The 24563-nt window shown below is 52.2% G+C and carries 18 protein-coding genes; 3 read left to right on the plus strand and 15 right to left on the minus strand.

Features of this window, described 5'->3' with window-relative positions; genetic code table 11:
- Positions 1 to 98: 98 nt before the first annotated feature.
- Genes ACFSUF_RS23715 through ACFSUF_RS23725 form a run of 3 tightly spaced genes read right to left on the minus strand, consistent with a single transcriptional unit; the run spans position 99 to position 4801 of the window.
- Complete coding sequence (locus tag ACFSUF_RS23715; RefSeq protein WP_377607277.1) at positions 99 to 1394, minus strand: extracellular solute-binding protein; 1296 nt, start codon at positions 1392 to 1394, stop codon at positions 99 to 101.
- 18 nt (positions 1395 to 1412) lie between these two features.
- Positions 1413 to 2966 carry a response regulator gene (locus tag ACFSUF_RS23720; protein WP_377607279.1) on the minus strand — a complete coding sequence of 518 codons (1554 nt, stop codon included), beginning with the start codon at positions 2964 to 2966 and terminating at the stop codon, positions 1413 to 1415.
- Positions 2967 to 2995: 29 nt separating this feature from the next.
- Positions 2996 to 4801, minus strand: a complete 1806-nt coding sequence (locus ACFSUF_RS23725) for a cache domain-containing sensor histidine kinase (RefSeq protein WP_377607281.1) — start codon at positions 4799 to 4801, stop codon at positions 2996 to 2998.
- A gap of 212 nt (positions 4802 to 5013) precedes the next feature.
- Here ACFSUF_RS23725 and ACFSUF_RS23730 point away from each other — a divergent pair, with 212 nt between their 5' ends.
- Positions 5014 to 5850: a sugar phosphate isomerase/epimerase family protein gene (locus ACFSUF_RS23730; protein ID WP_377607283.1), complete on the plus strand. Its 837-nt coding sequence runs from the start codon at positions 5014 to 5016 to the stop codon at positions 5848 to 5850.
- Positions 5851 to 6215: 365 nt separating this feature from the next.
- Here the strand turns inward: ACFSUF_RS23730 and ACFSUF_RS23735 are convergent, their stop codons facing one another.
- Together ACFSUF_RS23735 and ACFSUF_RS23740 are read right to left on the minus strand one after the other, a co-directional pair.
- Positions 6216 to 6881, minus strand: a complete 666-nt coding sequence (locus tag ACFSUF_RS23735) for a GNAT family N-acetyltransferase (protein WP_377607285.1) — start codon at positions 6879 to 6881, stop codon at positions 6216 to 6218.
- Positions 6882 to 7097: 216 nt separating this feature from the next.
- Positions 7098 to 7616 carry an RrF2 family transcriptional regulator gene (locus tag ACFSUF_RS23740; protein ID WP_377607287.1) on the minus strand — a complete coding sequence of 173 codons (519 nt, stop codon included), beginning with the start codon at positions 7614 to 7616 and terminating at the stop codon, positions 7098 to 7100.
- A gap of 394 nt (positions 7617 to 8010) precedes the next feature.
- Between ACFSUF_RS23740 and ACFSUF_RS23745 the strand changes: the two genes are divergently transcribed.
- Positions 8011 to 9258, plus strand: a complete 1248-nt coding sequence (locus tag ACFSUF_RS23745; RefSeq protein WP_377607289.1) for an NAD(P)/FAD-dependent oxidoreductase — start codon at positions 8011 to 8013, stop codon at positions 9256 to 9258.
- 524 nt (positions 9259 to 9782) lie between these two features.
- Here the strand turns inward: ACFSUF_RS23745 and ACFSUF_RS23750 are convergent.
- From ACFSUF_RS23750 to ACFSUF_RS23770, 5 genes are all read right to left on the minus strand, one after another.
- Positions 9783 to 9989: a hypothetical protein gene (locus ACFSUF_RS23750; RefSeq protein ID WP_377607291.1), complete on the minus strand. Its 207-nt coding sequence runs from the start codon at positions 9987 to 9989 to the stop codon at positions 9783 to 9785.
- Between the two features lie 62 nt (positions 9990 to 10051).
- Positions 10052 to 11887 (minus strand): glycoside hydrolase family 66 protein, encoded by a 1836-nt coding sequence (locus tag ACFSUF_RS23755; protein WP_377607293.1) that lies wholly within the window; start codon positions 11885 to 11887, stop codon positions 10052 to 10054.
- A 40-nt stretch (positions 11888 to 11927) separates the two neighbouring features.
- Positions 11928 to 12761, minus strand: a complete 834-nt coding sequence (locus ACFSUF_RS23760; protein WP_377607295.1) for a carbohydrate ABC transporter permease — start codon at positions 12759 to 12761, stop codon at positions 11928 to 11930.
- A gap of 15 nt (positions 12762 to 12776) precedes the next feature.
- A complete protein-coding gene (locus tag ACFSUF_RS23765) occupies positions 12777 to 13733 on the minus strand; it encodes a carbohydrate ABC transporter permease (protein ID WP_377607297.1) in 957 nt (318 codons plus the stop codon).
- 176 nt (positions 13734 to 13909) lie between these two features.
- On the minus strand, positions 13910 to 15241 hold the full coding sequence (locus ACFSUF_RS23770; protein ID WP_377607298.1) for an extracellular solute-binding protein: 1332 nt from the start codon (positions 15239 to 15241) through the stop codon (positions 13910 to 13912).
- A gap of 278 nt (positions 15242 to 15519) precedes the next feature.
- Between ACFSUF_RS23770 and ACFSUF_RS23775 the strand changes: the two genes are divergently transcribed.
- Positions 15520 to 16305, plus strand: coding sequence for a phytanoyl-CoA dioxygenase family protein (locus tag ACFSUF_RS23775; RefSeq protein WP_377607300.1), 786 nt, complete (start codon positions 15520 to 15522; stop codon positions 16303 to 16305).
- On the opposite strand, the gene ACFSUF_RS23780 is transcribed toward ACFSUF_RS23775, so the two are convergent.
- The 5 genes from ACFSUF_RS23780 to ACFSUF_RS23800 all read right to left on the minus strand — a co-directional run bounded on the left by ACFSUF_RS23780 (position 16302) and on the right by ACFSUF_RS23800 (position 24552).
- Positions 16302 to 17213, minus strand: coding sequence for an AraC family transcriptional regulator (locus ACFSUF_RS23780; protein ID WP_377607302.1), 912 nt, complete (start codon positions 17211 to 17213; stop codon positions 16302 to 16304). The genes ACFSUF_RS23775 and ACFSUF_RS23780 overlap by 4 nt on opposite strands.
- Before the next feature lie 85 nt (positions 17214 to 17298).
- The gene (locus tag ACFSUF_RS23785) at positions 17299 to 18420 is read right to left on the minus strand and encodes a Gfo/Idh/MocA family oxidoreductase (protein WP_377607304.1); all 1122 of its coding nucleotides are present in this window, start codon (positions 18418 to 18420) and stop codon (positions 17299 to 17301) included.
- Positions 18417 to 19154: a ThuA domain-containing protein gene (locus ACFSUF_RS23790; RefSeq protein WP_377607306.1), complete on the minus strand. Its 738-nt coding sequence runs from the start codon at positions 19152 to 19154 to the stop codon at positions 18417 to 18419. Before ACFSUF_RS23790 ends, ACFSUF_RS23785 begins: the two co-directional genes overlap by 4 nt.
- Positions 19155 to 19234: 80 nt before the next feature.
- Positions 19235 to 20326, minus strand: coding sequence for a Gfo/Idh/MocA family protein (locus tag ACFSUF_RS23795; protein WP_377607308.1), 1092 nt, complete (start codon positions 20324 to 20326; stop codon positions 19235 to 19237).
- 251 nt (positions 20327 to 20577) lie between these two features.
- Complete coding sequence (locus ACFSUF_RS23800; RefSeq protein WP_377607310.1) at positions 20578 to 24552, minus strand: sugar-binding protein; 3975 nt, start codon at positions 24550 to 24552, stop codon at positions 20578 to 20580.
- Between the last annotated feature and the right edge of the window lie 11 nt (positions 24553 to 24563).

The following is a 24563-nucleotide window of genomic DNA, read 5'->3' on the forward strand; positions in this document are numbered from 1 at the left end:
ACGAAATTCCCTTCGCAAAAGGGTACTTTCAGTATATAATGACAGCGTTTACATGACAGGAGTCTGCATTCCGAACTTGGTGCATTATGTTCCTGAGCTTAAGAGGCCAGAAGCAAATCGATCTGCTCAGCCAAGCGGTCCAGCTCTGCGGGTATGTCCGCCTCACCGCGCAGCATTTGGTCAAACGACATATTAAAGGCCTTGTCGATTTTGTCCCAGTTCGGTACAGGAGGGCGGAGGAACGCATCATCCAGGCTGTTCACATAGAGGCTGACCACAGCGTCAGATCGGTTTTTGGCCTCTTCAGCCGCTTCCAGATTGGCAGGAATCAGCCCTGTATCGAACATCAGCTGCTGTGCCCCCACATCTGTCATCCATTTCATAAAAGTCCAGGCTGCCTGCTGGTGTTTGCTTCCGTTCATCAGGACCAGATTCTCGCCACCGATGATGGCCGCTTTCGTGCCGGAATTGTGGGGAAACGGAGCGGGTACGGTCTTTTTCAATAGTTCGCTGAAATCCGTATGATTCACGCGGGACAGAATGGAGTAAAACCAGGGCCCTTCGTCAATCATCAGCAGATTGCTGTCCGCATCCTGTACCGCATCCCACCGGTCTGCTTTCCCTTCCAGAAAATCGTTAGCGAAAATCCCCTCCTCTACGAGCGATTTCAGCTGCAGGGTAACCTGCTTGCTTTTTGCACTGTTCAGATAACCGGAAGCCTGCTTGTAGTCAGGATCGGTAAGCGTCCCGCCGAGTCCCATAAAGTAGGGGAGGATGCCCCAAGTGTGGATACCGCCCAGCCCGATTGTCAGATGCCTGCCGCGCACAAGGGAGATCAGTTCATCCATCGTTTTCGGCGGCTCCTGAAGGCCGGTTTGATGAAGGACCTCCAGATTATAAATGCCGACTTTCGTATTGAGATTCAGGGGAAGGCCGTAATGGCGCCCTTTGTACCGGTTTGTGTTGACGGCTGTCTGATGCAGTGTTTGTTCAATAGCGGCATACTCCGGCAGTTCGCTGATCGGAAACAGCAGTCCCAGCTTGGCGAACTCCGGAACCCAGGCCATATCCATACGGACGACATCGGGGCCTTTCTTGGCCGTGGCCTGGGCTATGAGCGCGCCTTTCATCGTTTCGTAAGGCTGCTTAACGGCCCGGACCCGGATATCGGGATGCTCCTTCTCGAATAACGGCACCAGTTCGTGTTCAAACTTCCATGCCTCCTCATCGCTGTAAGTGTGCCAGACGATCAATTCCTCCGAGCCGGGCGCCTCCTGTACCATGCTGACTGCATTTCCGTTAATGATACTTTCGTTAGATGCGCAGCCGGGGAGGAGGAACGCCAGGATCATGACAGCGGCCAGCATGCCGGGACGGGATCTATATTTCTTCATGGGCAGCCCTCCTCTTGCTCACATAGACCGGTCCCTGTACTCTACGGGAGAGCATCCGGTCATTTTCTTGAACAGTTTGCTAAAATATTTCACATCGCCAAACCCCGAACCCTCCGCCACTTCATAAATCTTCAACCCGGGGACGGTCAGCAGCTCCTTGGCCTTGGCGATCCGCAGCCGAATGACATAATCGATGAAGTTTTGGCCGGTAAACTTTTTGAACAGCAGACAAAAATAGTTCTTGCTCATGTGCACATGATCGGCGGCCTGTTGAAGAGTCAGCTCATGCGTATAGTTCGCGGCGATGAAGTCGATCGCCTTATCGATCAGCTGCCGGTTGCCTTTGGCGGGCAGAGGTGAAGAAACTATGGCTTTGGCATGCCCCTGGATTTGGGATTCGAGTAGACGCCCCAGATGTTCCAGCGTTTCGGACTGCTTCAGCTCTTCGAACTCTTCAAGCAGCAGCGACATGTCGTGGTCCTGGCCGAACAGGGTGGAGATCGTTTCACACGCCTCCTTCCGGATCCTGTCCGGAGGAAGCCGTAATTTCCGCCAGCGGTCGAGGCATGCGTCCAGCAGCAGCTTCCAGCCGTCCGGGTCGTGGCCGGTTACGGCGGTAACTTTCAGCTCCTGCAGCAGCAGCTGAAGCTGCGGTACGGCAGGTCCGGGCTCAGGAGGGTGCCAATCGCCGGGTTCTTTGTAATACACGCCCGGACCTTCCCAAAATTTCCGCCCGGCCGCCCGCAAGCCGTAAGCGTAAGCTTCCTTAAGGCAGTCTGGAGAGGTTCCGGTGCCTACTCCTGTTGTGGTGCTGATGCGGAGCCCGTTCAGCCAGTTTTCCCGCAGTTTATGCAAGTTGCCGGCCAATCCGCCTTGAGGGAGGAGGAGCAATAGCTGATGAGGGCCCGCCGGAAATGCGTAGCCCTCGGCGGTAACCGAGTAGAACTCTTCCTGCATTTCTTCCAGCAGGAGGCTGATATACAGGCTTCCGTGCTGCTGCTCCAAATCCGCCGCCCCATCGACGGATACGGCTGCTACCGCATAGGGCGTTTGCAACAGGGCCGGAGGCTGCCACTGGGCGGAACTGCCCGGCTCCAGAGAAAGCGCCCGTTTCAATCCGGCTTCATTGCGCCTGCGCTCTGCCAGGTGCCAGGAGTCTGTGAACTGTTTTTGCTCCGTCGCCTGTTTACGCTCCTCCTCCAATTGCCTCATGCATTTTTTTACCAATTCCAGCAAGCTTTCGGGTTCCAGTGTCGGCTTTAACAAATAATCGGCAACGCCTAACTTCAGCCCGGCCCGAACATACTCAAAATCGTTATAGCTGCTGACGAGGATCACCTTAGTCATTTTGTGATGCTGTAAAGCCAGTCTGGTCAACTCTAATCCGTCCATGACGGGCATTTTGATATCGGTGATCAGAATGTCGACCGGTTCCTGTTCCAGCAACTCCCAAGCCTCCTGTCCATTGGCGAACATGCCTGCCAGGCGAAGGCCGTTGCTCTCCCAATCGACGGAAGCGCCGATCCCGAACCGAATCACGGGTTCGTCGTCAACAATGGCCAATTTGTACATAGGACAGACCCCCTCTGAAGGTGTTGTAGTTAAGCGGGCAGGGTTTCGGGTTGATCCGGCTTCAGCAAGGTCAAAATGACCGCCGTTCCCCCTCCGTTGCGGCGGTCCAGCCGCATGGAAGATCCGGCGGGGAAATACAGCTGAATGGATTCCCGCACATGCCTCAGGCCGATGCCCGTCATGCCCGGGCCGTCGCCCTCGCCGTCCTCCGCATCGTCAAGCTGCCGGATGCGCTGCTCGGAAATGCCGGCCCCGTTATCCGAAATTTCGATTACGGTACGGTCCGCTTCCTCCGAGGCGTTCAGCCAGATGTCTCCAGCATCCGCGGTCGGCACAATGCCGTGAAAGATCGCGTTCTCGATGACGGGTTGAATCAACATCCGGGGAATCGTCATAGGCAGCAGCGCCGGATCCACTGTCAGGTGGAAGCGGAACGGACGGTCATAACGGATTTCCAGGATCGTCAGGTACTTCTGCACAATGTCCAGTTCTTCGGCCAGCGTGACAAAATTCCCTTTCTTGCCCATATTCGCCTCAAGCAGGAGCACGAGGGCGGATAACGCTTCATAAGCCCGCGAGGTTTCGTTGTATCTGACAAGCCACTTGATGGTGCTTAGCGTGTTAAAGAGAAAATGCGGATGAATCCGGTGCATGACGGCCCGAAGTTCAGCCTGCTGCTTGCTGGCCTGCACTTCCTGCACTTCGTGGATCAGGGAATCGATACGCCGGATCATCTTGTTAAACTGCCTGCTCATCTGTCCGATTTCGTCCTGCGAATTTACTTCCGTCCGGGCCGTAAAATCGCCGGTTTCTGCGACCTTCATTTGGGCTGTCAGCTGCTTGATCGGCTTCGTCACCTGCCGTGCGAGCAGCAAACCGAACAGCACGGCCATGAAGGCGAAGCCGAGCGAGGACGACCAGATGTAGTAACGCAGATGGATCAGCTCGTCCGTGATCTCGTGGACAGGCACAGTGCCGATCATGCTCCAGCCGTTAGAGAGCGGCTGTTTGATGTTGTAGTAGCGCACGCCGTCCGCTTCGAACTCGAACTCCGCTTCGCGGCTGGCGGCCGCCCATTCCCGCAGCGGCGCTTCCCGCAGCGGCAGGCCGATCCGCTCGGTCCGGCCGTCAATCATAACCCGGCCTTCGCCGTCTACAACGTAGAAGCGGCCTGTGTTGCCAAGCCGGATCTGTTGGATCCGCTGCAGCACTTTCTGGCCGTCCATGTTGACCAGCAAATAGCCGATATCCTCGAGCGATTCAAAGTCTTTGATCACGCGGGTCACCGGCAGAACCAGGTCGTTGCGGTCCCCGACGCCGCTGAACGGATCGTAAGCAAGAGCTCCCCAAACCGGTTCTCCGTCTTTCTGGAGCGCCAGCTGGACCCACGGGAGCTCCCGGATCGACTTTCCGTACACTTTGGACAGCTTGAACGAGCCGCTTCCCCAGCTGGTTCCTTCCTCCCGCAGCACATACAGCGTTTTCACAAACGAATTCGATGCGACAAAATTATTTACCAGACGATTCATGTCGTCGTTGATTTCCTTCTTCTGCAGCGAATCCGGAGCAACCGTCCTTACGGCTTCCTGCAGCTTCACATCGCTGTACAGCACATTGGACGCGTCATTTCCAGATATAATGATGCCGGACAGCGTTTCGGCGGCCTGGCGGACGAGTTGAAGAGAGGAGGTCCGAACGTTCTTTTTCACCAGTTTGGATGAAGTAGAGTAAAACATGGCACTGCTCATGGTAATGGAAAAAAGAATGCCGATCAGCAGCGCGGTAACGATCTTCGTGGCGAATTTCTTCCTTCGCCTTACAGGTTGAAACAGCATGGTCGTCGCCTCCGTGTACCTAATTGTACACCACCGCAAGGGTCTATAGATGTAAAATTAAAGCGATTACATTTCTGTTTACAGCATACCTGAAAAAGGGGTGGAATTTATTCCGCGAATGGTGTCTTGCGTTATGGTTTTGCCCGTTGTGGCAGGTGCTTTGTTTTGCTATGGTAAAAAAGGAAGAAAAAAACGGATGGGGAGTGAAGGACTTGTTGAGGCATCGCCTTTCAATCAGCAGTTGGAGCTTGCACAGGTGTTTAGGGCCGCTTCGGTGGACGGTGTGGGATGAGGAGAAGCGAACGCAGACGGTCAGCATTCAGGATCAGCCATGGGAATTGGAACTGGTTGATTTGCCAAAAGAAGCGGCAGCCAGGGGATTGGCATATCTTGAGCTTTGTCACTTTCATTTTCCTTCACGGGAAGAAGCGTATTTAGCAGAGCTGCGTAAGGCATTCGCAGATTCCGGTGTACAATTTCACACGCTGCTTGTGGATTACGGGGATATCGCATCGCCGGATCCGGTGCGGAGAGCTGCGGATTTGGAGTATTTAAAAACCTGGATCGACACAGCTAAGGCAGCAGGTGCGGCTTCTGTGCGGATCGTAGCTGGGGAGCAGCCTGCGGATGATGCGGAAGCTATAGACCGGAGTGTCAGCGCATTGCAGGAGCTTCGGGAGTACGCGGCGGGCACGGGAGTGGCCGTTGTTACGGAAAATTTCCGCGAGTTGACCTCGACGGTCAGCAGCTGGTCGCGGATCGTCGAGGGCGCGGCGGAAGGGCCGTTTGCCACCATCGTCGATTTCGGAAACCTGGCCGCGGACGAAAAGGAAGCCGGCATCCGCTACGGCACGCGGTTCGCGCACTCCATTCACGCCAAACCAGAGTATACGGCGGACGGCGAAATCAAGGAGGAGCGCTTCCTTGAGCTGTTGGGTGTGCTGGAGGAGACGGACTGCCAGGCGCCGGTATCGATCATCTATGACCGCGAAGGCGATATGTGGGAAGGGATCGAACGGATTAAGCGGGTGATGCTGGAAGGCAGTTAGTGTGCAGTGGAAGAGGTTTAGCATAAGCAGATCGTTTCCTGTGTCCGGGGGAGGTCTGCTTTTTTTAAATTGCTGTGTAGTATTACTGGACGGTGGTGCAGCTCTGTATGGGCAGGGGATGGGCGGGGCTGCAGGAACCTCTAGGCTTTAAAACAAACTTTGTTTTCGCGGAATGTTGTACTTTGTACAACAGTTTGGCGGTTTTTTTGTGCGCGAAAGGCAAATTGTTGTAGATTGTACAACAGTTTGGGGCCAATGAATGGGGTTGGCATTAAAAATGTTGTATGGGATGCAGGATTTTGAGAAAACCGGCCTACTTTCAGTCGGCATTGTTGCAGGAAATACAACAATATGGAATTCGTTATTTACTGGCTGTCATCGGTAGATATTTTTGTTAAACCGTGAGGATCATATAGGAGGACATAGGTTGTAAAAGCACCTCCGGCACAGGGGAACGAGCGTACGAGCTGAAATCCGGCATGCTGATAAATCCGGGAGTTCGTCTCCGTTTCGGTCTGCAGCACACAAAAACTCCCCGTTCGCTCGACATCTTCCAGTACGGACCGCATCAAGATGCTGAACAGACCTTTGCCTTGATGTTGGGGGTGTACGGCTACAGCATCGAGAACGGCAAAATCCCGATGCATCTTTTTGTACTCATCCAGAGCCGTATTGGCTTCTTTCATCCCCTTTATCCTCCGCAGAAGCTGCCGGGGGGAATCCTTGAGTATCAGGCCGGGCAGCATGACAGCGAGCCTTGCAATAAACAGCGCAAGCGTACTTTTCTGCCGGACTGATCCATGCCTGCGCAAACACATTAGGCCTTCTACCCGATCTGATGTTACGTAAACCGTTCCAATAGCATGCAGCATACGTATCATGACGGGAAACAGCGAAGAGAGGATCGCCCTGCGCCTCCGCTCATCGGGAAATAAATGCATAAATACCGGACTAAACATGAACGCTTCCGTCAACGTTACTCCGGCCCGGGTTGCATAGGAGTGTTTGAATTTGTTTAGCTTGTTCACCATGGAGCCGCCTCCTCCTGTATGGACCATGTTATAGTCCTCAACAGTATATGTAAGGGCAGATGGGCATAGTAATTCCGTTTTTTGCTCAAAGCAAAAATGACAGTGCAGGAGCCGCCTCCTGACTGCCATTTCTGATACCTTGTTAAACCGTGCGGATTGTATAGGAGGACACAGGTTGTAAAAGTACCTCCGACAAGCACGGCAATCGTATAGGGTTTATGTGGTTTTCATTTTTTTGGTGAGTACCTTCTTAAACCAATCTTCAGTTTGCTTTTGATACTCCAATGGAATTTTTTCTTTTATTGAATTGCTTAACCAAGCAAGGTTTTTTTGACTCAGATAATCACGCATTAGATTCTCACCTTGAAGCATTACTGTTTTAATTGTACATGATTCACAAGTCATCCAATCAGGAGTTTCTGTATCATTCAGTAAAATACAACTTTGTCTAATCTCAGCACATTGAAACATTGTCGTAGAACCTTCTATGCTTTGTACAACGTCCCAAAATGTTATGTTCTCAGGTTCGCGAGCTAGTTGGTATCCTCCTTTTGCACCAGGTATGGACCTAACAATTCCGTCTTTGGACAGTTTGGTGAAAATTTTGGAGAGATAGGTTTGAGAAACTCCTTGGAATTTGGCTAATTCTTTAATTCCTATACTAGACCCTGAGGGCAGACCGGTAAGATAAACTAGACAGTGCAAAGCATATTCAACTCCAATACTATACTGCATGGTTCACCTCCAAATCATAGATATTATAGCTCTAAAATAGATATTTTTGTTTGTTTTGTCAAACTCAGCTGGATCAAGACTGCACAGAAAAGGCTAATCTTGGTTAGGGATATGAAGACCGTTCTTAAGGGCATGTTTCATAATAATACGAATATCCGGGCATTCTAAAAAGCGCAAAATGCACGGTTATCTACAGCAATATTCTTCAGTGACCGATACACATTAAGATGTAGGAAATTCTTTATCCTATACTGTACTGGAATCGTGGTCATCACTTATTTATTAATTTTTACCATTAAAACCAAGAACAAAAAATTGACACTTCATTCATAAATAATCTATCATGGATATATGATATCTACAATATCAAATAAATAGATTACTGGAGGTTATCATGAAAAAGGTTGTAGTGATTGGCGGAGGGTTTGCAGGTCTTTGGAGCGCAGCAGGAGCAATTCGCAGGGCGATTGAACTTGGTAAGGAGAATGAAGTAGAAGTTACCATGGTAAGCAGAGAATCTTTCTTTAGTGCCCGTCCTAGAAATTATGAACATGATTTGTCCGCAACTCGTGTACCGCTTGAAAGAGTTCTGAAACCGATCGGTGTAAAAAATGTGGAAGGCAACGTAGAAGGCATTGACTTTGATAACAAAAAAGTGACCGTCTCCAGCTCTTCCGGCAGTTTCGCTTTACCATACGATAAGCTGGTTCTGGCTACAGGAAGCAGCTTGCACAAACCGAATATCCCCGGTCTTAAAGAACATGCTTTCTCTGTTGATACTTATCATGAAGCGACAAAACTTAATCAACACTTGGATACATTAGTATCAAAAAAATCTTTTGTAGGAAGCTACACGGTCGTCGTTATCGGTGCCGGTTTTACCGGTCTCGAAGTAGCAACAGAAATGGTATCCACGCTAAAACGGATTGCGAAAAATAATGGTGTTGACCCTTCCGCTGTTCGTATTATATTAGTTGACCGTTCTGGCATTGCTTCGGAATTCAGCGAAGAAGCTCGTGCAGTCATTAATGAGGCTATCACTGACATGGGGATCGAGTCCTACACATCAGTAACCGTACAAAGTATTTCTGAAGAGGGTGTGGTGCTAAGCGATGGCACTAAGATTCCCGCATTCACTACAATTTGGACGGCGGGAGTGAAAGCAAGTCCTTTAACTGCACTATTCCCAGTGGAACGTGATAATTTCGACAGACTGCCTGTCGATGAATATATGCGTGTAGTAGGTATGACTGATGTGTATGCCGCAGGAGACTGCGCCAGAGTATTGACAGATGAAACTAATGTTGCGATGATGTCATGCCAGCATGCCCAGCCGCAAGGGAAATTTACAGGTTACAATATTACAAGTGACTTATACAAACAAGACCCGTTACCTTACAAACAGCCTAACTATGTGACATGCCTTGATCTAGGTGAATGGGGAGGATTACTTACGGAGGGTTGGAATCGTAAAGTAATATCCAAGGGGAAAGAAGCCAAGGAAATCAAAATAAACGTTAACACCAAATTTATCATGCCGCCAATGGACGATAAGGAAGTCATACTAAATGAAGCCGCACCAAAATATATAGCTACATTGGATGATCACTTGCCTGACCGCTTTAGAGAAGATACAAAATAATGTTGAAAGGGGCAGTGAGAAAATCACTGCCCTTTTTTGTTATTCAAAAATAGCCGAACAAGCCGCAAGAAACCTGCCGCTCAAAGTCCCGAACTGCGGCTCATCGTAAAGCATCCCGCAGATGGCATGGTAGCGGGAGAAAAGATGTACGGCTATGGCATATTCCGCGACCAACAAGCGAAACATAGGAATTATATGCGATTTATCGTATACATTCCGTCGCCAACATGCGAAACATAGGAATAATATGCAATTTATCGTCTATATCCGCGGCCAGCACGCTAAACAGACGAAATATATGCGATTTACTATATATATCCGCGGCAAACGCCCGAAACCATCAAATGGCTGTCCCAAAGGATCCGTAGGTTATTTCTTCAGTTTACCCCCAAAGTAAACCTTGAGGCGGCGGCCTTCCTTTACCCGGAATTTGCTGAAAGCAAAAATGGCAGTGCAGGAGCTGCCTCCTGACTGCCATTCTTCTAATGAATTACTGTTAAAGGGTCTTGTTGTACTTGCTAAGATTATTTCCCCGTTCCGCGATTCCCGTCCGATTTGACCCGTTCGACCGCAGCCTGCTCCCCCGTGAAAGCTTCCTCGATATTGTTGGTAATCTCGGATACAGCCGTCTCCATCGGTTCGTTTTCCTTCACATTCGACTTCTCCGGAGGTGTCGGGATCCCGGAGTTCCGGGCGTCTTTTACAAATTCATTCTTCTGTTGGTTGTCCATGCTTGCACACATCCCTTCCTAGGTATGTATATCCTTACCCAGTTTGGACAACCGTCGCCCATTTATTCAAAATCAAACACAACCATATCCCAATACTCCAGCGAAGGCAGGGTTACCGCAGCTTTTCTGTCCTTCTGCTTCACATCCAGCGGGATAGGGGAGCCGCCGAACATGTCGGGGCTGGCCATCCAAGCTTGTTTTACTTTGCCCTTCACCGGAACGGTGATTTCTACGTCTTTCCGCACAATCGGCTTGGCCTGCGTGCCTTTGCCGTCTCTCCATTCCATATGGGCGGCATCCACAAAGTTAATTAGATGCACCACTTGGCTTGACCCGGCCTGTTTGGTAAACGTCCAAACTTTGCCTGCCTCGGCATTAGCAGAAACCGGAATGTTGCCTGACGCAGCCATAGCCTTCCCATCCTCCACAGCCCCGTCACGCAGCAAATTCTGATACGCTGTCAGGAAGTCGTAGTAAGCGGTCAGCCGCTGCTCCAGTTCCGGCGTGATTTTGAGGCTTTTGTTCGGAAAATATTCCTTAGCCAGCATGTTCTCGCCCATCGCGATATGGGAGCCTCCGGATGCATAGATGACGGCATCGGTCAGCAGCACGCCTGGCAGGTTAAACTCGCCGGCCGAATCCGCCATGTCATAGTTCATGTACGCCGCCAGCACCGAATTCAGCTTGCCTCCGCCGTACTTGGCGTTTTCGTCGATGGCTTTTTTCAGGTCGCTGTATTTCGGATACGCTCCCCACAGCTCGGCATAAAGGAACTTGACGGGGGCTTTAGCAATCAGCATCTGGCCGTACATTTCCACCGCATTCATCACGTAATCCCCGGGAACCGCCTGCTTCGCTTTGACCAGCATTTCGCCATATGTCAGCATCAAGTTCACGGACTTTCCTTGGGCGGTGTACAATGTGCCGCGGTTACCCAGCTGATCGACATGCCAGCCGTCAAACGGCAGGTGCTCCTGCACCTTTTTCTCCTGCGTAAACAAGTAGTCCATCCACTCCTGATTGCCCGGGTTCATCAGCTGGATATCGCTAGCCCAGCTGTCCGGGAGGGGATGGCGGTCCTGATTTTCGGCCAATGGGTCTTTAAACAAGCCCCAGTCCCGCTTGACCCCGTCCGTCTCGTAATCGTCATAAGCACCGAACAGCAGGTTATAATTCATCGCCTTCATCCCGTGTTTATGGGCCAGGTCGATGTAGCCTTTCACCGTCTCCAGCGAGGTGTCCCGGTTAGCGATGTCCGGCCAAGCCGCAGCAGGCTGCCCGTCCGCTTCCAGCTTCAGCGGCATGTGGTGTTTCCATTGCCAGTCGTAGAACTGCAGCCCGTTCAGGTGGAACCGGTTCAGCCGCTCCACGACGGCGGTCCGCTCCTCCGGCTGCATCGGGCCGAAGTCGGCCAAATACCCGTACCGGGGGAATTTGCCCCAGTCGGAGGAAACGTCCACAGCGATCGTGGCGTAGCCGGTCCACTTGCCGCCGTCCGTTTTCCACAGCACTTCCGCAAGATAACCGCGGTAATCGTCCTTCGGAGGAGTCCACTCCCAGGAGACATCCGCAGCTCCTTCTTTTACCTTCATTTCAGTATGGCTCACAATGGTACCGAGGTGACGGTACTGAACGAGCAGCGTCCCTCCGGCAGTACCGGCACTGCCGCCATCCCCGGCCTTCCCGTCCAGCTTCAGTGTAAACTTAACGGCCTCCCCCGGCTTGTAGGCGGCCTTGTCGGTGGAGACGGCAGCCAAAGCTGGGCTGCCAGCCTGCACAGCGGGCAGCTCCTTAGCCAAGGTAACCGCCTTATCTGAAGAAGTACAGCCCGCCAAAGGGAGCACAGCCAGAGTGAAAACGGCCAGCAGAACCGCCGGCCGCCGTAATGTTTGCAGCAATGTTTTGTACCTCCGTGGTGAATTTGGTGGAGAAGTCGGTTTACCCTTTAACCGCGCCTTCGTTGAAACCGGACTGCACGAACTTTTTCTGGAACGCGATATAAATCAGCATGACCGGCAGCAGCGCGATGAGTGAAGCCGCAAAAATCTGCCCGTAGTTAGTCGCATACTTGTCGTTGAACATCATGATAGCGATCGGCAGAGTGCGGAGCGCTTCGCTTTTGATCAGGGTCAGCGCCAGGAAGTATTCCTCCCAGGTACCTTGGAAAATGAAGATCGCCAGCGTTCCCATCGCAGGAAGCGAGAGCGGGAGGTAGATGTTCCAGTAAATCCGCCAGCTGCCGCCGCCGTCGATGAGCACGGACTCCTCCAATTCCTTCGGAATGCCTTCAAAAAATCCCCGCAGAAAGAACATATTCCCGACCACGCCCGTAGCGATGTAGACCAGCCACAGCCCGGCGTAGGAATTCACAAGTCCCAGATTTTTGATGATAATGAACTGCGGAATGATGTTAATGACCCCGGGGATCATCATGGTGAGCAGAAACAGCCGGAACACGCCTTCTTTCCCCGGAAAGGTGAAGCGCGCGAAGCCGTATGCCGTCAGCGAACTGATCAGCAGCGATCCGACCATAGCCACCACCGTAATCAGAAGGGAATTTCCAAAGTACCGGGCAAAATGATTTTTCTCCCACACAATCTGGTAATTCGTGAAATTCGGGATAACCGAGAACACCTCGTTCGGTTTAGGCAGCGAGTACACGCCTGTAAAGAAGGAAGTCAAAATCATATAAATGAACGGGAACACAAAGAGCAGGGCCCCGGCCACAATGAGGAAATACACGATCAGTTTCGTAATCAGCGGTGTTTTCATTCCGGTTCCCCCCCTCTAGTACAGCCGTTGTTTGCCGATTTTGGTCATTTGATAGTACGTGAACGCGAACACCAGCAAGCCCATCATAAAGCCCATCGCCGCCGCCTCGCCAAAATGCAGATGCTTGAACGCTTCCATATAAATCAAGCTCGGAATGACCTGCGTCTGGTTCATTGGCCCGCCCTGCGTAATGAAATACACCTGAGGGAAGAAGCCGAAAGCGCCGTTGATCAAGTTAATCACGATAAAAAGGGTCACAGGTCGCAGCATCGGAATCGTGACGCGCCAAAATTTCTGCACCGCATTCGCCCCGTCGATATCTGACGCCTCGTACAAATCTTTAGGGATACCCTGCAAAGCCGCCATGTAAATGACGACGCCCCAGCCGACCGTTTTCCAAATGTGGAACAGCCATATCATGATCATCGCCGACCAGTAGTGGTTCTTCCATGAAATAGCCTCGGAGATCAGGTTGGTTTTCAGGAGCGCAAAGTTTACGAAACCGCCGGGTCCGTCTGCAAAAAGATACTTGAACAGCAACGCAACCACAATCCAGGAAGACACGATCGGCAGGTAGTAGATAGTACGGAAGGTCACTTTAAATTTAATAAACTTGGAGTTGATCAGCACCGCGAAAATAACAGCCAAAAACCAGTTCACAGGCACCGTCACAACTACGTTTAGGAACGTATTTTTCAGGGCAATCAGAAATTTATGGTTTGGATCTTCGAACACGCCGCGGTAATTGTCCAGGCCGACCCAAGGGCTTTTGGCGCCCGGCATGATGTTGTAATCCTGAAAGCTGACCATAATATTCTTGACCATGGGATAAGCAATAAAGACCAGCGCCCCGATCAACCCGAGTGTAATAAAAGGGAGCACCTGAAGCCACTGCTTCACTCCCAGGGAGAATCGGTTACCCGGCTTGTGCGGCACAGGGGAGGGAGGACCGGATAATGCAGGTTGTGCCATAAGAAGACCTCCTTTATAGAAAAATGAGCCGGCTGACCCGGGCATCGCCGCAGATCAGCCGGTGGTGAAGCGGGTGGTTCAAAATTGTGCAGCTGCGAGCTGCGATTTGCACGTTCGGAATGCGTGTTGCCAGGAGACGGGCACTAGCAGCGCAGCCCTGGGCAACCATTACGGGTTTACTGGCCCAGCAGCTTGTTGATTTGCTTCACGGCATCGTTCAGGGCGTCAGCAGGCTTTTGCTCGCCGCGGAACGATTTTTCCAGCGCCAGGTTGAAGATCGTTTCCATCTCGCCCCATTGCGGGATCGGCGTACGAGGAAGCGCTGTGTTCAGCTGGTCGATGAACTCTTTGACAAAAGGTGTTTTGGCAGCGTCGATGGCGCCGGCAGCCGTCTTGTTCGTAGGAATCAGACCGGTTTCTGCCATGATTTTTTGCGGTTCTTCGGTCAGCATCCACTTCATGAACGTCCATGCTTCGTCCGGATGCTTGGAGTTTGCGAAAATAACCAGGTCCTCGCCGCCGACTACGGAATGTGTGCCGCCAGGGCCTTCCGGAATCAAGCCGCGTACGGTGTTATCCAGCGGGTTAAACTTGTTTTCTTTGTCGCCGAGCAGAATGCTGTAGAACCAAGGGCCGTCGTCGATCATCATGTACTGGCCGGATTTGAGGCCGTCCCATGCGCCCGGCTCGCCGCCCATCAGAGCAGGGATAACCAGGCCTTTTTTATTCCACTCCACCATCGTTTCCAGTGCTTTAATGCTTTCCGGGCTGTTCATGAAACCGTCTACTTTCGTATAATCGTCACTGGTCAGCTTGCCGCCGAGGCTCCAGAAGTAAGGGAGAAGTCCCCAGCCGTGCATACCGGATAGGCCGATACCCTGCTTGCCTTTGGCTTTCAGTGTTTCAGCCGCTTTTACAAGCTCATCCATCGTTTTCGGTGCTTCTTGCAGTCCGGCTTCCGCCAATGTCGCCTTATTGTAAATGGCAATTTTCGTGTTCGTGTTCAACGGTACGCCATAATAGTCGCCTTCAAAGTTGTTGGTCGCGAGCGGGCCCTCGAATACGCTGCTTTTGATTTGGTCGAAACCGTCTTTGTCGCTTACCTTAGCCAAGGCGCCTTTGGAGGCTAGTTCAGGTACCCATACAATGTCCATCCGCATCAGATCCGGTGCCGCGTCACCCGCAACCGCAGCGATGACCTGATCTTTCAGGCCTTCATAAGGCATGCGAGTCAATTTCAGCTCGATGCCTGGATTTTGCTCCTCGAACAAGGGCTTGATTTTCTCAGTCAGCACTTTTTCCTCTGCATCGGAGTACGTGTGCCAGTATTCGATCGTAACTTTCTCTTTCGGTTCCGTGTTTCCGCCGGTGTTGCCCGACTGCGCATTGTTTGCAGGAGCATTCCCGCCGTTTGCGCTTCCCCCGTTGTTACCGGCATTATTGCCGCCGCTGCATGCTGTCACAAAAATCAACATGAGCGCCATTACGCCAACTAACCATTTTCTCATTTCCTTGCCTCCCCAATCGTATGTTTGGAATGTGTACGCTTTCATTTTGGGGCAGAATAGGAGTTGTAGAAAACCGCTTACATTCCGAATAAGGTGTATATCGTTCTCCTCTCAGCAAAGCGGGAGGGACGGGAGAGGGGGCTGTCATGGTGTCATATGTTACGGAGGCAGGAAGGAAAGACACTAAATATCGTCCAATAAAAAAACCGATTCACCCAAGAACCGGAGACCCGGCAGATGATAAAACTGTATTATAACCAAGCAGAGGAGTTGTTCCTATGAAACAGGAGAGTTATCCCGTATCGGGGGAGAAACAGACGTTTTATCAAGAGAACGGATTCGTTCAATTTCAGGATGTAATTACACCGAAAGAGCTGGAGGAATTGCGTCAGTGGGCTGATGAGGCGATGGATTTCGGGGAGTCGGTGTCGACACAGCCGGACCGTAACAACAAGGGGTATGCCCGCGTGCTGAATCAAAGGCTGAATGTGTGGCGGGACCATGGCGGGATGGCACGCTACTCGCTGCATGAGCGTTTTGCCGGGATCGCCTCCAGACTGCTGGGCGGAAAGCATGTCCGGCTGCTTCACGATCATTTGCTTTACAAGATGCCGGGGGATTCCAAGCCAACGCCTTGGCACCAGGACTTGCCTTATTGGCCGATGAACGAAACAGGGGCTTTGTCCATGTGGCTTCCACTGGATGATGTAGATGAACAGAACGGGTGTATGATGTTTGTGCCCGGGTCGCATAAAGTAGGAAAGCTGACAGCGGTCGATCTGGTTAATCCTCAAAATATATATGAATTCGAAGGCAGCGAGAACGCACGCCAGGATACCGCCGTGAAAATCCCTTTACGGGCCGGCAGCTGCACTTTCCATGACGGACTCACGTTCCATTACGCGCATTCCAACGTAACGGACCGGCCGCGCCGCGTGCTGGCAGTAATCTATTTCCCGGACGGGGCGACCTATAACGGAAAACCGCACATTTTATGCGACCATGCCGCCTGGTTAAAGGAAGGGAAACCGCTGGCGGGACCTCTGTTTCCGGTGCTTGCTTAATCCTCCGCCGGCGATTCCCCGGGGATGATACCGCTTCTGTACTGCCGCGGGGTGACACCTCCCGTTACCCTGCGGAACACCCGGTAAAAAAAGCTCAAATCCTCATAACCTGTCTGCTCGGCAATGCGGACAATCGGCAAATTCGTGGTCCGCAGCAGCCGGCAAGCCTCCTTGATCTGAAGTTCCTGCTTATAGCCCAGAAAACTCCTCCCGGTCATCCTTTTGAATTTCTGAGCGAACGAAGAGGTACTCATCCCGCACATCCTGCTGTATTCTTTCAAGGTAACAGGCAGGTTATAGGATTCCTCCAGCATAGAACAGATCCATTGCGCCCATTCCCGGCCCTCCATCTGTTCCGTAAGGGAAAACTGCTTCGTTTCCATCATATAACGGCTTAAATAAACAAAAAACTCAATGAACTGCGTTTTCACCAGAATCTCATATCCCGGCGCTTCCCCTTGCCGTTCCTGCTCCATTTTCTGAAGTTTGGATTCCAGCTGCACCCTGGTTTTGCCTTCGATGGATTGGAAAGGGGCGAAGTTCGCATGCTTCCGTAAAAATGGGGCCAGATAGAAGAGATCGACAAACGGCTGCATGCCGCTCAACCCGCCAAGCTCTTGCTCCAGAAGTTCCCGTTGAAACATAACATTGTACACTACCGTATCCCGCGACCCGCCGCCTTCGTAGCTGTGGACCATGCGCGGCTCCAGTATAAAAACGTCACCTGCACTCAGCCGGTAGGTTTTCCCCAGCAATTCGTGAACGGCATCTCCCTCCACCACATACACCAGCTCGTAAAAACTGTGCGAGTGTTCCGGGATCACATCGTCTTTGCGGATCGTATACCGGTCTATAAAAAAAGGAAAGGACGGCTTGCGGAAAAAATCATCGTCAGCGTAAGATTTCATCGGTGTTCCTCCCAATAAGAGCAAACTAAACAAAACATAAAGAACAGGATTCAACAGTTTCCTGCTGAATCCTGCTCTTCCATGGCTATTTCTGCGAGCTTACTTCCTCGCCCGCGCCCAGCTTGGCGCCCGCAGGCGCCAGCGGCACGCGCCCGCCGCCCCCGGCGCTGCTGCGCATCGCCGCCTCGATCACGCGCACCACGTCGCGCGCCTCGCGGGCCGTCACCGCAAGCTCCGCGCCTGCGGTGAGAGCAGCGTGCACGTTGCGGTAATATGCCGGGTAATCCCCCGGCAAAGTAGCAACGTGTCCGCTAAACTGCAGGCCGTCCTTCACACAGCTCAGGCGGCCCCACAACGCTTCCGCCTCGACGCCATACCCCGCGTCCCCAGGCTGCAGCCCCTTGATCAGCGCCGGCTCCTGCGGATCCAGGCCGTGCTTCACGAATGAACCACGCGTCCCGTGCACAATGTAGCGGGGGCCCGGTTCGCGGACCGTCTTCGACGACGACACCCGCACTTTCAGCCCCGTGCCGTAATGCAGCCGGACATCGTAGTAATCGACGGCGGTCCCGCCGGGCCGGCGGACGCGCACGTCGCCTTCGACCTCGTCCGGCAGGCCGAACAGGCAGAGCGCCTGATCGATGAAGTGGGAACCGAGATCGTAGAAAATCCCGGTTCCGGGAGCATCGTCCTCGCGCCAGCCGCGATGGCTCGGCACCGGATCGAAGTAGTGCCAATGCATCTCCACATCCACAATGTCACCCAGCGTCCCTTGCTGCAGCAGTCCGCGCAGCGTGAGGAAATCGCCGTCCCAACGGCGGTTATGGAACACGCTCAGCAGCAGTCCGCGCTCCTCGGACAACTCGATCAGCGCATCCGCCTCGGCAGAGGTTGCTGTGAACGGCTTTTCTACCACGACATGCTTGCCTGCCTCCAAACAAGCTTTCACCACTTCATAATGATTCGTGCTGGGTGTAGCCACGACTACAAGCTCCAGCTCCTCGTCCGCTAACAGCTCTTCGACACTCCGCACAATTTCCACGTCCGCGTACCGCTCGAGGGCAGAGTAGCCATGGCGCTGCACGACTTTCCTTAACGCCAATCCTTCTACCCGGTCGATGACTGGCGCATGGAACGTGCGGCCGCCAAACCCGTACCCGATCAGGCCGGTGTTGATGGTTCTCGATGGATTGGAATTCTGCATCATAGCGCCGTCACCTTCCCCCGAATTTCCTGCAGCGGCTGCGCATGGCCGTACACCGGACGGGCCGTATCGCTCGGAGCCGCCCAATTCACGCCGTTTGCAATCACCCGCACAATTTGCTCGTTATAATAGGTCGGATATGTTTCATGCCCAGGGCGGAAGTAGAAGATTTTGCCCCGGCCCCGGTGATAGGTCACTCCGCTGCGGAACACTTCGCCGCCCTCAAACCAGCTGATGAACACCAGCTCGTCTGGCGCAGGGATGTTGAAATGCTCCCCGTACATTTCTTCGCGCTCCAGCTCGATATACTCCCCGATGCCCGCCGCGATCGGATGGGCCGGATTGATGACCCACAGCCGTTCGGTTTCGTCGGCTTCGCGCCATTTGAGCGCACAGGTGTTGGTGCCCATCAGCTTGGCAAAAATTTTCGCACAATGCCCCGAATGCAGCACAATCAGCCCCATGCCGTCCAGCACTCGCTGATGCACACGATTTACGATCTCGTCGCTGACCTCGCCGTGAGCCAAATGCCCCCACCACAGCAGGACGTCCGTGCTGTTCAGCACCTCCTCCGTCAGGCCGTGTTCCGGTTCATCCAACGTGGCCGTACGCAAATCGAATCCATAAGGAGCCAGCCCATCCGCCAATGCCCCATGAATCCCTTTCGGGTATACTTCGCGCACCTCCGCGTCCTGAACCTCATGCCTGAATTCGTTCCAAATCGTAACTTTCAGCATTTAGAAACCATCCTTTCTTTTTGTATGCAAAATGGCCCTTACACCTCTATTACCCAACTAAGCCAAATCAGCCACGCAGCCTATTCGCTAACAGCTACCGGGCGCGGCAGCAGGGACGCAATGTCTATCCAAGCCCTTGACTCATGAGACCGCACAACAGCCTCGAGCACCAGCTGATTGAGGAAACCATCCTCCAGCGAAGCGTAACCCTGTATCTCTTCTCCCCGAATCAGAGAAGCGAACGCCCGCCAAGGATGCAGCCCTTCCTCGGAAGGCACATCGATGACTTCCGTAAGCGTTCCTTTGACATCCTCCTTCATGGAAGTCCAGGTCAGCTCGTGATCGTTCAACGTGCTCACATACACAGTTCCCAAGTCTCCATATACCGTAATCTCATGCTGGTTGCCGCAGCCGATCGCGTTGCGGGACGTTTGGAAGACGCCGACGGCGCCGTTGTCAAAGGAAGCATTAAAACAGGCGAAATCATCTACTTTGACCTCCACAGGCTCCTTCGTCTCCAAATGCGGGCGCTGCGGAATCAGCGTGCGGAGCATGGCTTGAAGGCCTTCGATGCTGCTGCCGGTCACATATTGGGCCAGGTCGATCATGTGCGAGCCCAGATCCCCGAGCGTCCCCGTTCCGGTAACGCTTTCATCAAACCGCCACACATAAGGCGTCTCAAAAGGTACAGCGCCCCATTCCTGCATATACTGCACGGAGATATGACGGACAGCCCCCAACTTTCCTTCCTCCATCATGCGCTTCGCCCTTTGGAACCCCGGAGCATTCCGATATGAAAAATTGATCATGCAGGGGATGGGGGACTGTCGGTACAACGACACGACTTCCACGGCTTCTTCATATGTGCGGGTCAGCGGTTTCTCTGCGTAGAGAGGCTTTCCGGCCAGAATGCAGGCCTTCAAAATTTCCGCATGGGTATTATTTGGTGTTACCGAAACTATGCCGTCGATCTCCGCGTCCGCAATAAGCTGCGCAAAGTCCGAATATCTCTTCTCCGGGGCAATTCCCAGCTTTTCCCCAGTCTCCTCCAGGGCTTGCGGGCTCACGTCGCAAATGGCCGCAATCCGAAGGGCCTCCACCTCTTCAAACTGATGAATGTGCCAGCGTGCCATGCCGCCAAGCCCGATCAGGCCGATGTTCACTTGTTTCATATGTACGCCTTCACTCCTCTCGCCACTGATGCCGACTGCTCGGCAGTATCATAGTAACCATACTCATTGTTGTGCTTAGTTATACCTTCGAAATCGAAGTTAAGATTCCTGCCCCGTTTCGGCAATTGAGGAAAAAGAAGCACTTTCGGAACATACAACACTTTTCTTGTTTGGATACATTATGAAATGAAAAGGGCCGTCCCTAAAGGTGTAAGTACCTTCGGGGACAGCCGCCGTCATTGCAATTTTCTTTATTGCTCCTTAAACTCCGAATAAATCTGCAGGCCGATCAATTTCAAATCCCGATAGTTAATGACTCCATCCGTATTGAAATCGGCTTTCTTTACTGCCGCCCAGTTGGGATGGGCGGAGGTCTTGTTATAGTTCATAGAAACAAAGAGCAGGTCATAGAGGTCTACGTTACCATCCGGAACGCCGAACCCTTTGCCGCTTATATCGTAGCTTACCGGCGGCGGAGTCGTTGGCAGGGCCGTTACCGTCACATTAGCCGAAGCTTTCAACGCCGTCCCGTAAACCGAACCGCTTACCGTAAAGCTTCCTGCGCTTGCATAACTGGAAGGGCTCACTGCATCCCAGAATACGTTCACATTGGAAGTAGTCTCATCGCTGTACACGGCATTGACTACCGAAGGCAGTTCAGGGGCCGTTCCGGCAGTGGTAGTCACATACACCGGATTCAACGCGGTTATGGACGGAGGAGCTGCCTTCAAGGTGATATTGCCGTACCATTCGGTAGAAGCATGGGAGTTAAACCTTTGGTTGCTCCACATCGTTGCATTATCACGAATCCCATCGTCATTGCTGTCGTCGCTGGCGCCTGCATCAAAGCCAATTACGGTTCCGACCGAACCGGTGATGGTTGTTAAAGGAAGTGCAGCTTCAATAATATATCCGCCTTCAACGACACGCGCAGCGGAGGAGAAGCTGCTGGCCGTAATTTTCTTCCCGCCGGAACCGCCGGTCCGCAAATTCTCGTAATTGACACGATAGTGGCCGTCGTCTGGCTGGAACGTTTTGGTCTTGGCGTTGTTCTCATCCATAAAGAATTCCATGGAATCCTGTTCCCACAAATTGGCGCCTCTCACGCTTAAGTTTTCATCGACCACTTCGGCCAGCACATACAAGTTATGTTCATCCCATAACAAGCGCATAGTTGCCAATGGAGCTGTCTTCGTCGTATCACTGATTTTTAGCGCTTGGAAGCTCGGGGCGGAAGACCAAGCCTCATCGACGACCCCATCCAGCACAGGAGTCCCTTTTATAGCTGAAGCTTCCAGTGACTTATCAGGGTTTGGCTCTTTAATCAGAACGGAATCATCCGCCAATGGAGCAGCACTGTTAAATTTAGTTTCATAGGCACCGATGTCCACACGGGTATTCGATCCGGGTCCCGTAAATGGACGGGCATTTCCTTCGATATCTGCTCCCGGCGCAGAGGTCCTCGTACCATAATCAATGGCAGGAGAATCCGCTTGCAGACGGAAATCGTAATTGCCTTCTTCCAGGGAAACGAATTTCGGATCCGCTACTCTGTCATTCTGCCCTAGGAAGCGTACATTGCCGCCGTAATAAAGGTTATTGGCAAACAAATTGTTGAATCCGCTGTCCAGGTTTGCATTTTCGCCTGGCCGCGCATAGGAAATGTTGTTAAGGAATACGGCATTATCACTCGATTGAGCATCCATGTTCGGATACGTCAGGTACGGGCTTCTGCTGTTGTGGTAAATGGTATTGTTGATGACGGAAACATTGTTGCTTCTATAGACATGGATTCCGCCGCCGCCATTGTTATACACAATATTATTGTAAGCCAGCTTTTTTCCTTTGTAGTCATCGTCCACATCAAAGATAATTCCGTTTCCGTCCGAGTAACCTTTGGTTCTATCCCACTTCACTTTGGTTTCATTATCATAAATGGTATTGTTGCTTACAATGATTTTGTAATCTGTAGTGTTGTTATCGATATCGAAGTTGCCCAAAAAGCTGATTCCGCTGGTTGCGTACATGGTATACCAGCTGTTGCTGTGAATCAGATTGCGGTCAAACAGGATGTAATCGCCGTAACCGCCGATGCCGCCGCCAGCCATGTGATGTACATGCGAGTTTTTCACGGTGATGTGATGTCCGGTCACCGATATACCGTTTGTGTTGGTCTTCGCATAGGTGGCCCAATCCGAACCCCCGGCAATCTTGCTTTCATAATTGGCTTCCGCTTCGGCTAGAGTTAAATTCAAGTTATTTCCCTCTACTTCCAAACCGTCCACAATAATGTAATTAGCGCTGATTTGGACCATATCCCATACCCCCGGAATGTTCGGAGGCAGCAGCAGTTTAGGTTTTTGCGCCGGATCGTAAGCGCGGTAAGTAATGTAATGTGTGATGCCGGTTTTGAAATCGCGCGCTCCGGAACGGGTAATGTTCACAAAATCATTCGCATTCGCTGCAGGGGAGTAGGTGCCCGGCATTATGTTGACGGTGTCACCCGGATTGGTGACGCTTGCCGCTTTGTTGATCGTCTTGAATGCTTTGTCAGTAGACCGTCCGTCGTTCGTATCGGAACCGGCAGGGCTGACATAATATTGTACAGGTGTTCCAATATAAGGTTGCTCAATGTAAGGAGCACCGGGGTTTGGATTGACAACAGGAGCCGTACCCGGTGCATTGGAACCGCTCAATGTAATGTCATCCGCCAGAATGCGGGTTTGCTGGTGAGGACCGCCGGTTACTTCCATAAAGAATCCTTTTAGTCCGCCTGAATAAGGATCGTCCTGCAAAGGCTCGCTGTTGACCACCTTGGTGCCGTTGATGTACATATCGTAGCTTTTGGTGTCTACGTGGAAGACAAGTTTGATCCGGTAGGCCGTGTCCGGGCTCCAAGCGGCTCTTTCAGCCAAAGCTCCGCCGGCTTTATTATCCGATCTTGCGTAAATTTTGCCGTCCATGCTAAATACGAACAATGGGCTTTCCATAGATCCTGCAGCATTGATCAACTTAAAGATGTAATTCGCTTTATCGTCTTTCAGTATAAAACTGGATTCGAAGGTGTAGCTTTTCATCGATACCGGTGTGATCCAGCTGGAGTGGAAAGGGAAGCCGACGATGCCTTGCTTGCCTTCAGGCGTCGTAATTTCAGCCCAGCGGGAGCCGTTGTTTTCCACGATGGCAACGGTACTGCCGGAAGTGCCCTTCAACGCGGAACCGGCAATCAGCGGTGAGTTCAACGCGGCTCCTGTTGAAGTTCCTGCAATGACAGGATCCGCATCGGAAGTTTCAAAGGTGGTATTACGGAACGTCTGATCCCCGATCGCAGGCAGTGTTTCGCTTACAATTTCAAACCGGTCGATGACAGGAGTGGAATTGGTTCCAATCCGCTCGATTTTGAGCGTATTGACTCCTGCCTGCAGGTCGATCCCCGTAAGTTCTTCATACTTCCAGATGTTCCATCCGCCCGTAGAGAGGCCTTTGGCATCCTGAACGCGGGCACCGTTTACCGTCACGGCATAGGGACGGTTTCCGCTTAACAGGGAGTACCTGACTTTTATCGTATATTTTCCGGTTGCAGGCACATTTACATTGTTGTATAACAAGTATCCGTTAGTAGGAGTTGCTATGCTGACATATCCGCTGCCGGAGAAACCCGGAGCCGTTCCCGTGTTGGCGGCGATCGTTGCGCCCACATGTGCCGCTCCCGCACCGTTCTCAGCTTCGAAGACCGTTGCATAAGGGGTTACTTCCAAGGAATCGACTTCAGGACCGTCCGCGCTTTCAGACAGCACTTTGATCGTGTTGGCTCCCTGATTCAAGAAGACCACGGCTTGGAGATTGCTCCAAGCAGGGCTGACAGCGCCCTGGTATACCGCGTACTTTTGCCCGTTTACGATAAGACTGACGGGTTTGGCATTACCTGAAGCGTTACTATATTTGATGTTGATCGTATAATTCCCGGTATAGGCTGCCTGGACTTGATTCCAGGTAATGCCGGCGCCGTTCGCCTTATCCCCTAAATCGACAAAGCCCGTTCCTGAATAGCCGGCGCTTCCGCCGGATGTCAGCACGACACTATCGACTTTAGCGGCATCTTCCGCCTCATAGATGGTTCCGCCCGCTGCATGTGCCTTGTATACCGGTGATAAGGGGGCAAAAAATGCCGTTGCCGCCAGGGCAAGGACTTGAAGACATAATCCTACCTTTTTCAATCTTGTCATCCTCTCTGAAC

Source organism: Paenibacillus gansuensis (genome assembly GCF_042684925.1).
Lineage (GTDB): Bacteria > Bacillota > Bacilli > Paenibacillales > DY6 > Paenibacillus_N > Paenibacillus_N gansuensis.

What these genes read in the sequence shown, in the direction of transcription:
- ACFSUF_RS23780 (WP_377607302.1), bottom strand. Translation starts at nt 17,213, where the DNA reads ATGAAATCTTACGCTGACGATGATTTTTTCCGCAAGCCGTCCTTTCCT.
- ACFSUF_RS23715 (WP_377607277.1), bottom strand. Translation starts at nt 1,394, where the DNA reads ATGAAGAAATATAGATCCCGTCCCGGCATGCTGGCCGCTGTCATGATC.
- ACFSUF_RS23765 (WP_377607297.1), bottom strand. Translation starts at nt 13,733, where the DNA reads ATGGCACAACCTGCATTATCCGGTCCTCCCTCCCCTGTGCCGCACAAG.
- ACFSUF_RS23800 (WP_377607310.1), bottom strand. Translation starts at nt 24,552, where the DNA reads ATGACAAGATTGAAAAAGGTAGGATTATGTCTTCAAGTCCTTGCCCTG.
- ACFSUF_RS23750 (WP_377607291.1), bottom strand. Translation starts at nt 9,989, where the DNA reads ATGGACAACCAACAGAAGAATGAATTTGTAAAAGACGCCCGGAACTCC.
- ACFSUF_RS23740 (WP_377607287.1), bottom strand. Translation starts at nt 7,616, where the DNA reads ATGCAGTATAGTATTGGAGTTGAATATGCTTTGCACTGTCTAGTTTAT.
- ACFSUF_RS23725 (WP_377607281.1), bottom strand. Translation starts at nt 4,801, where the DNA reads ATGCTGTTTCAACCTGTAAGGCGAAGGAAGAAATTCGCCACGAAGATC.
- ACFSUF_RS23775 (WP_377607300.1), top strand. Translation starts at nt 15,520, where the DNA reads ATGAAACAGGAGAGTTATCCCGTATCGGGGGAGAAACAGACGTTTTAT.
- ACFSUF_RS23735 (WP_377607285.1), bottom strand. Translation starts at nt 6,881, where the DNA reads ATGGTGAACAAGCTAAACAAATTCAAACACTCCTATGCAACCCGGGCC.
- ACFSUF_RS23760 (WP_377607295.1), bottom strand. Translation starts at nt 12,761, where the DNA reads ATGAAAACACCGCTGATTACGAAACTGATCGTGTATTTCCTCATTGTG.
- ACFSUF_RS23720 (WP_377607279.1), bottom strand. Translation starts at nt 2,966, where the DNA reads ATGTACAAATTGGCCATTGTTGACGACGAACCCGTGATTCGGTTCGGG.
- ACFSUF_RS23770 (WP_377607298.1), bottom strand. Translation starts at nt 15,241, where the DNA reads ATGAGAAAATGGTTAGTTGGCGTAATGGCGCTCATGTTGATTTTTGTG.
- ACFSUF_RS23795 (WP_377607308.1), bottom strand. Translation starts at nt 20,326, where the DNA reads ATGAAACAAGTGAACATCGGCCTGATCGGGCTTGGCGGCATGGCACGC.
- ACFSUF_RS23785 (WP_377607304.1), bottom strand. Translation starts at nt 18,420, where the DNA reads ATGATGCAGAATTCCAATCCATCGAGAACCATCAACACCGGCCTGATC.
- ACFSUF_RS23790 (WP_377607306.1), bottom strand. Translation starts at nt 19,154, where the DNA reads ATGCTGAAAGTTACGATTTGGAACGAATTCAGGCATGAGGTTCAGGAC.
- ACFSUF_RS23745 (WP_377607289.1), top strand. Translation starts at nt 8,011, where the DNA reads ATGAAAAAGGTTGTAGTGATTGGCGGAGGGTTTGCAGGTCTTTGGAGC.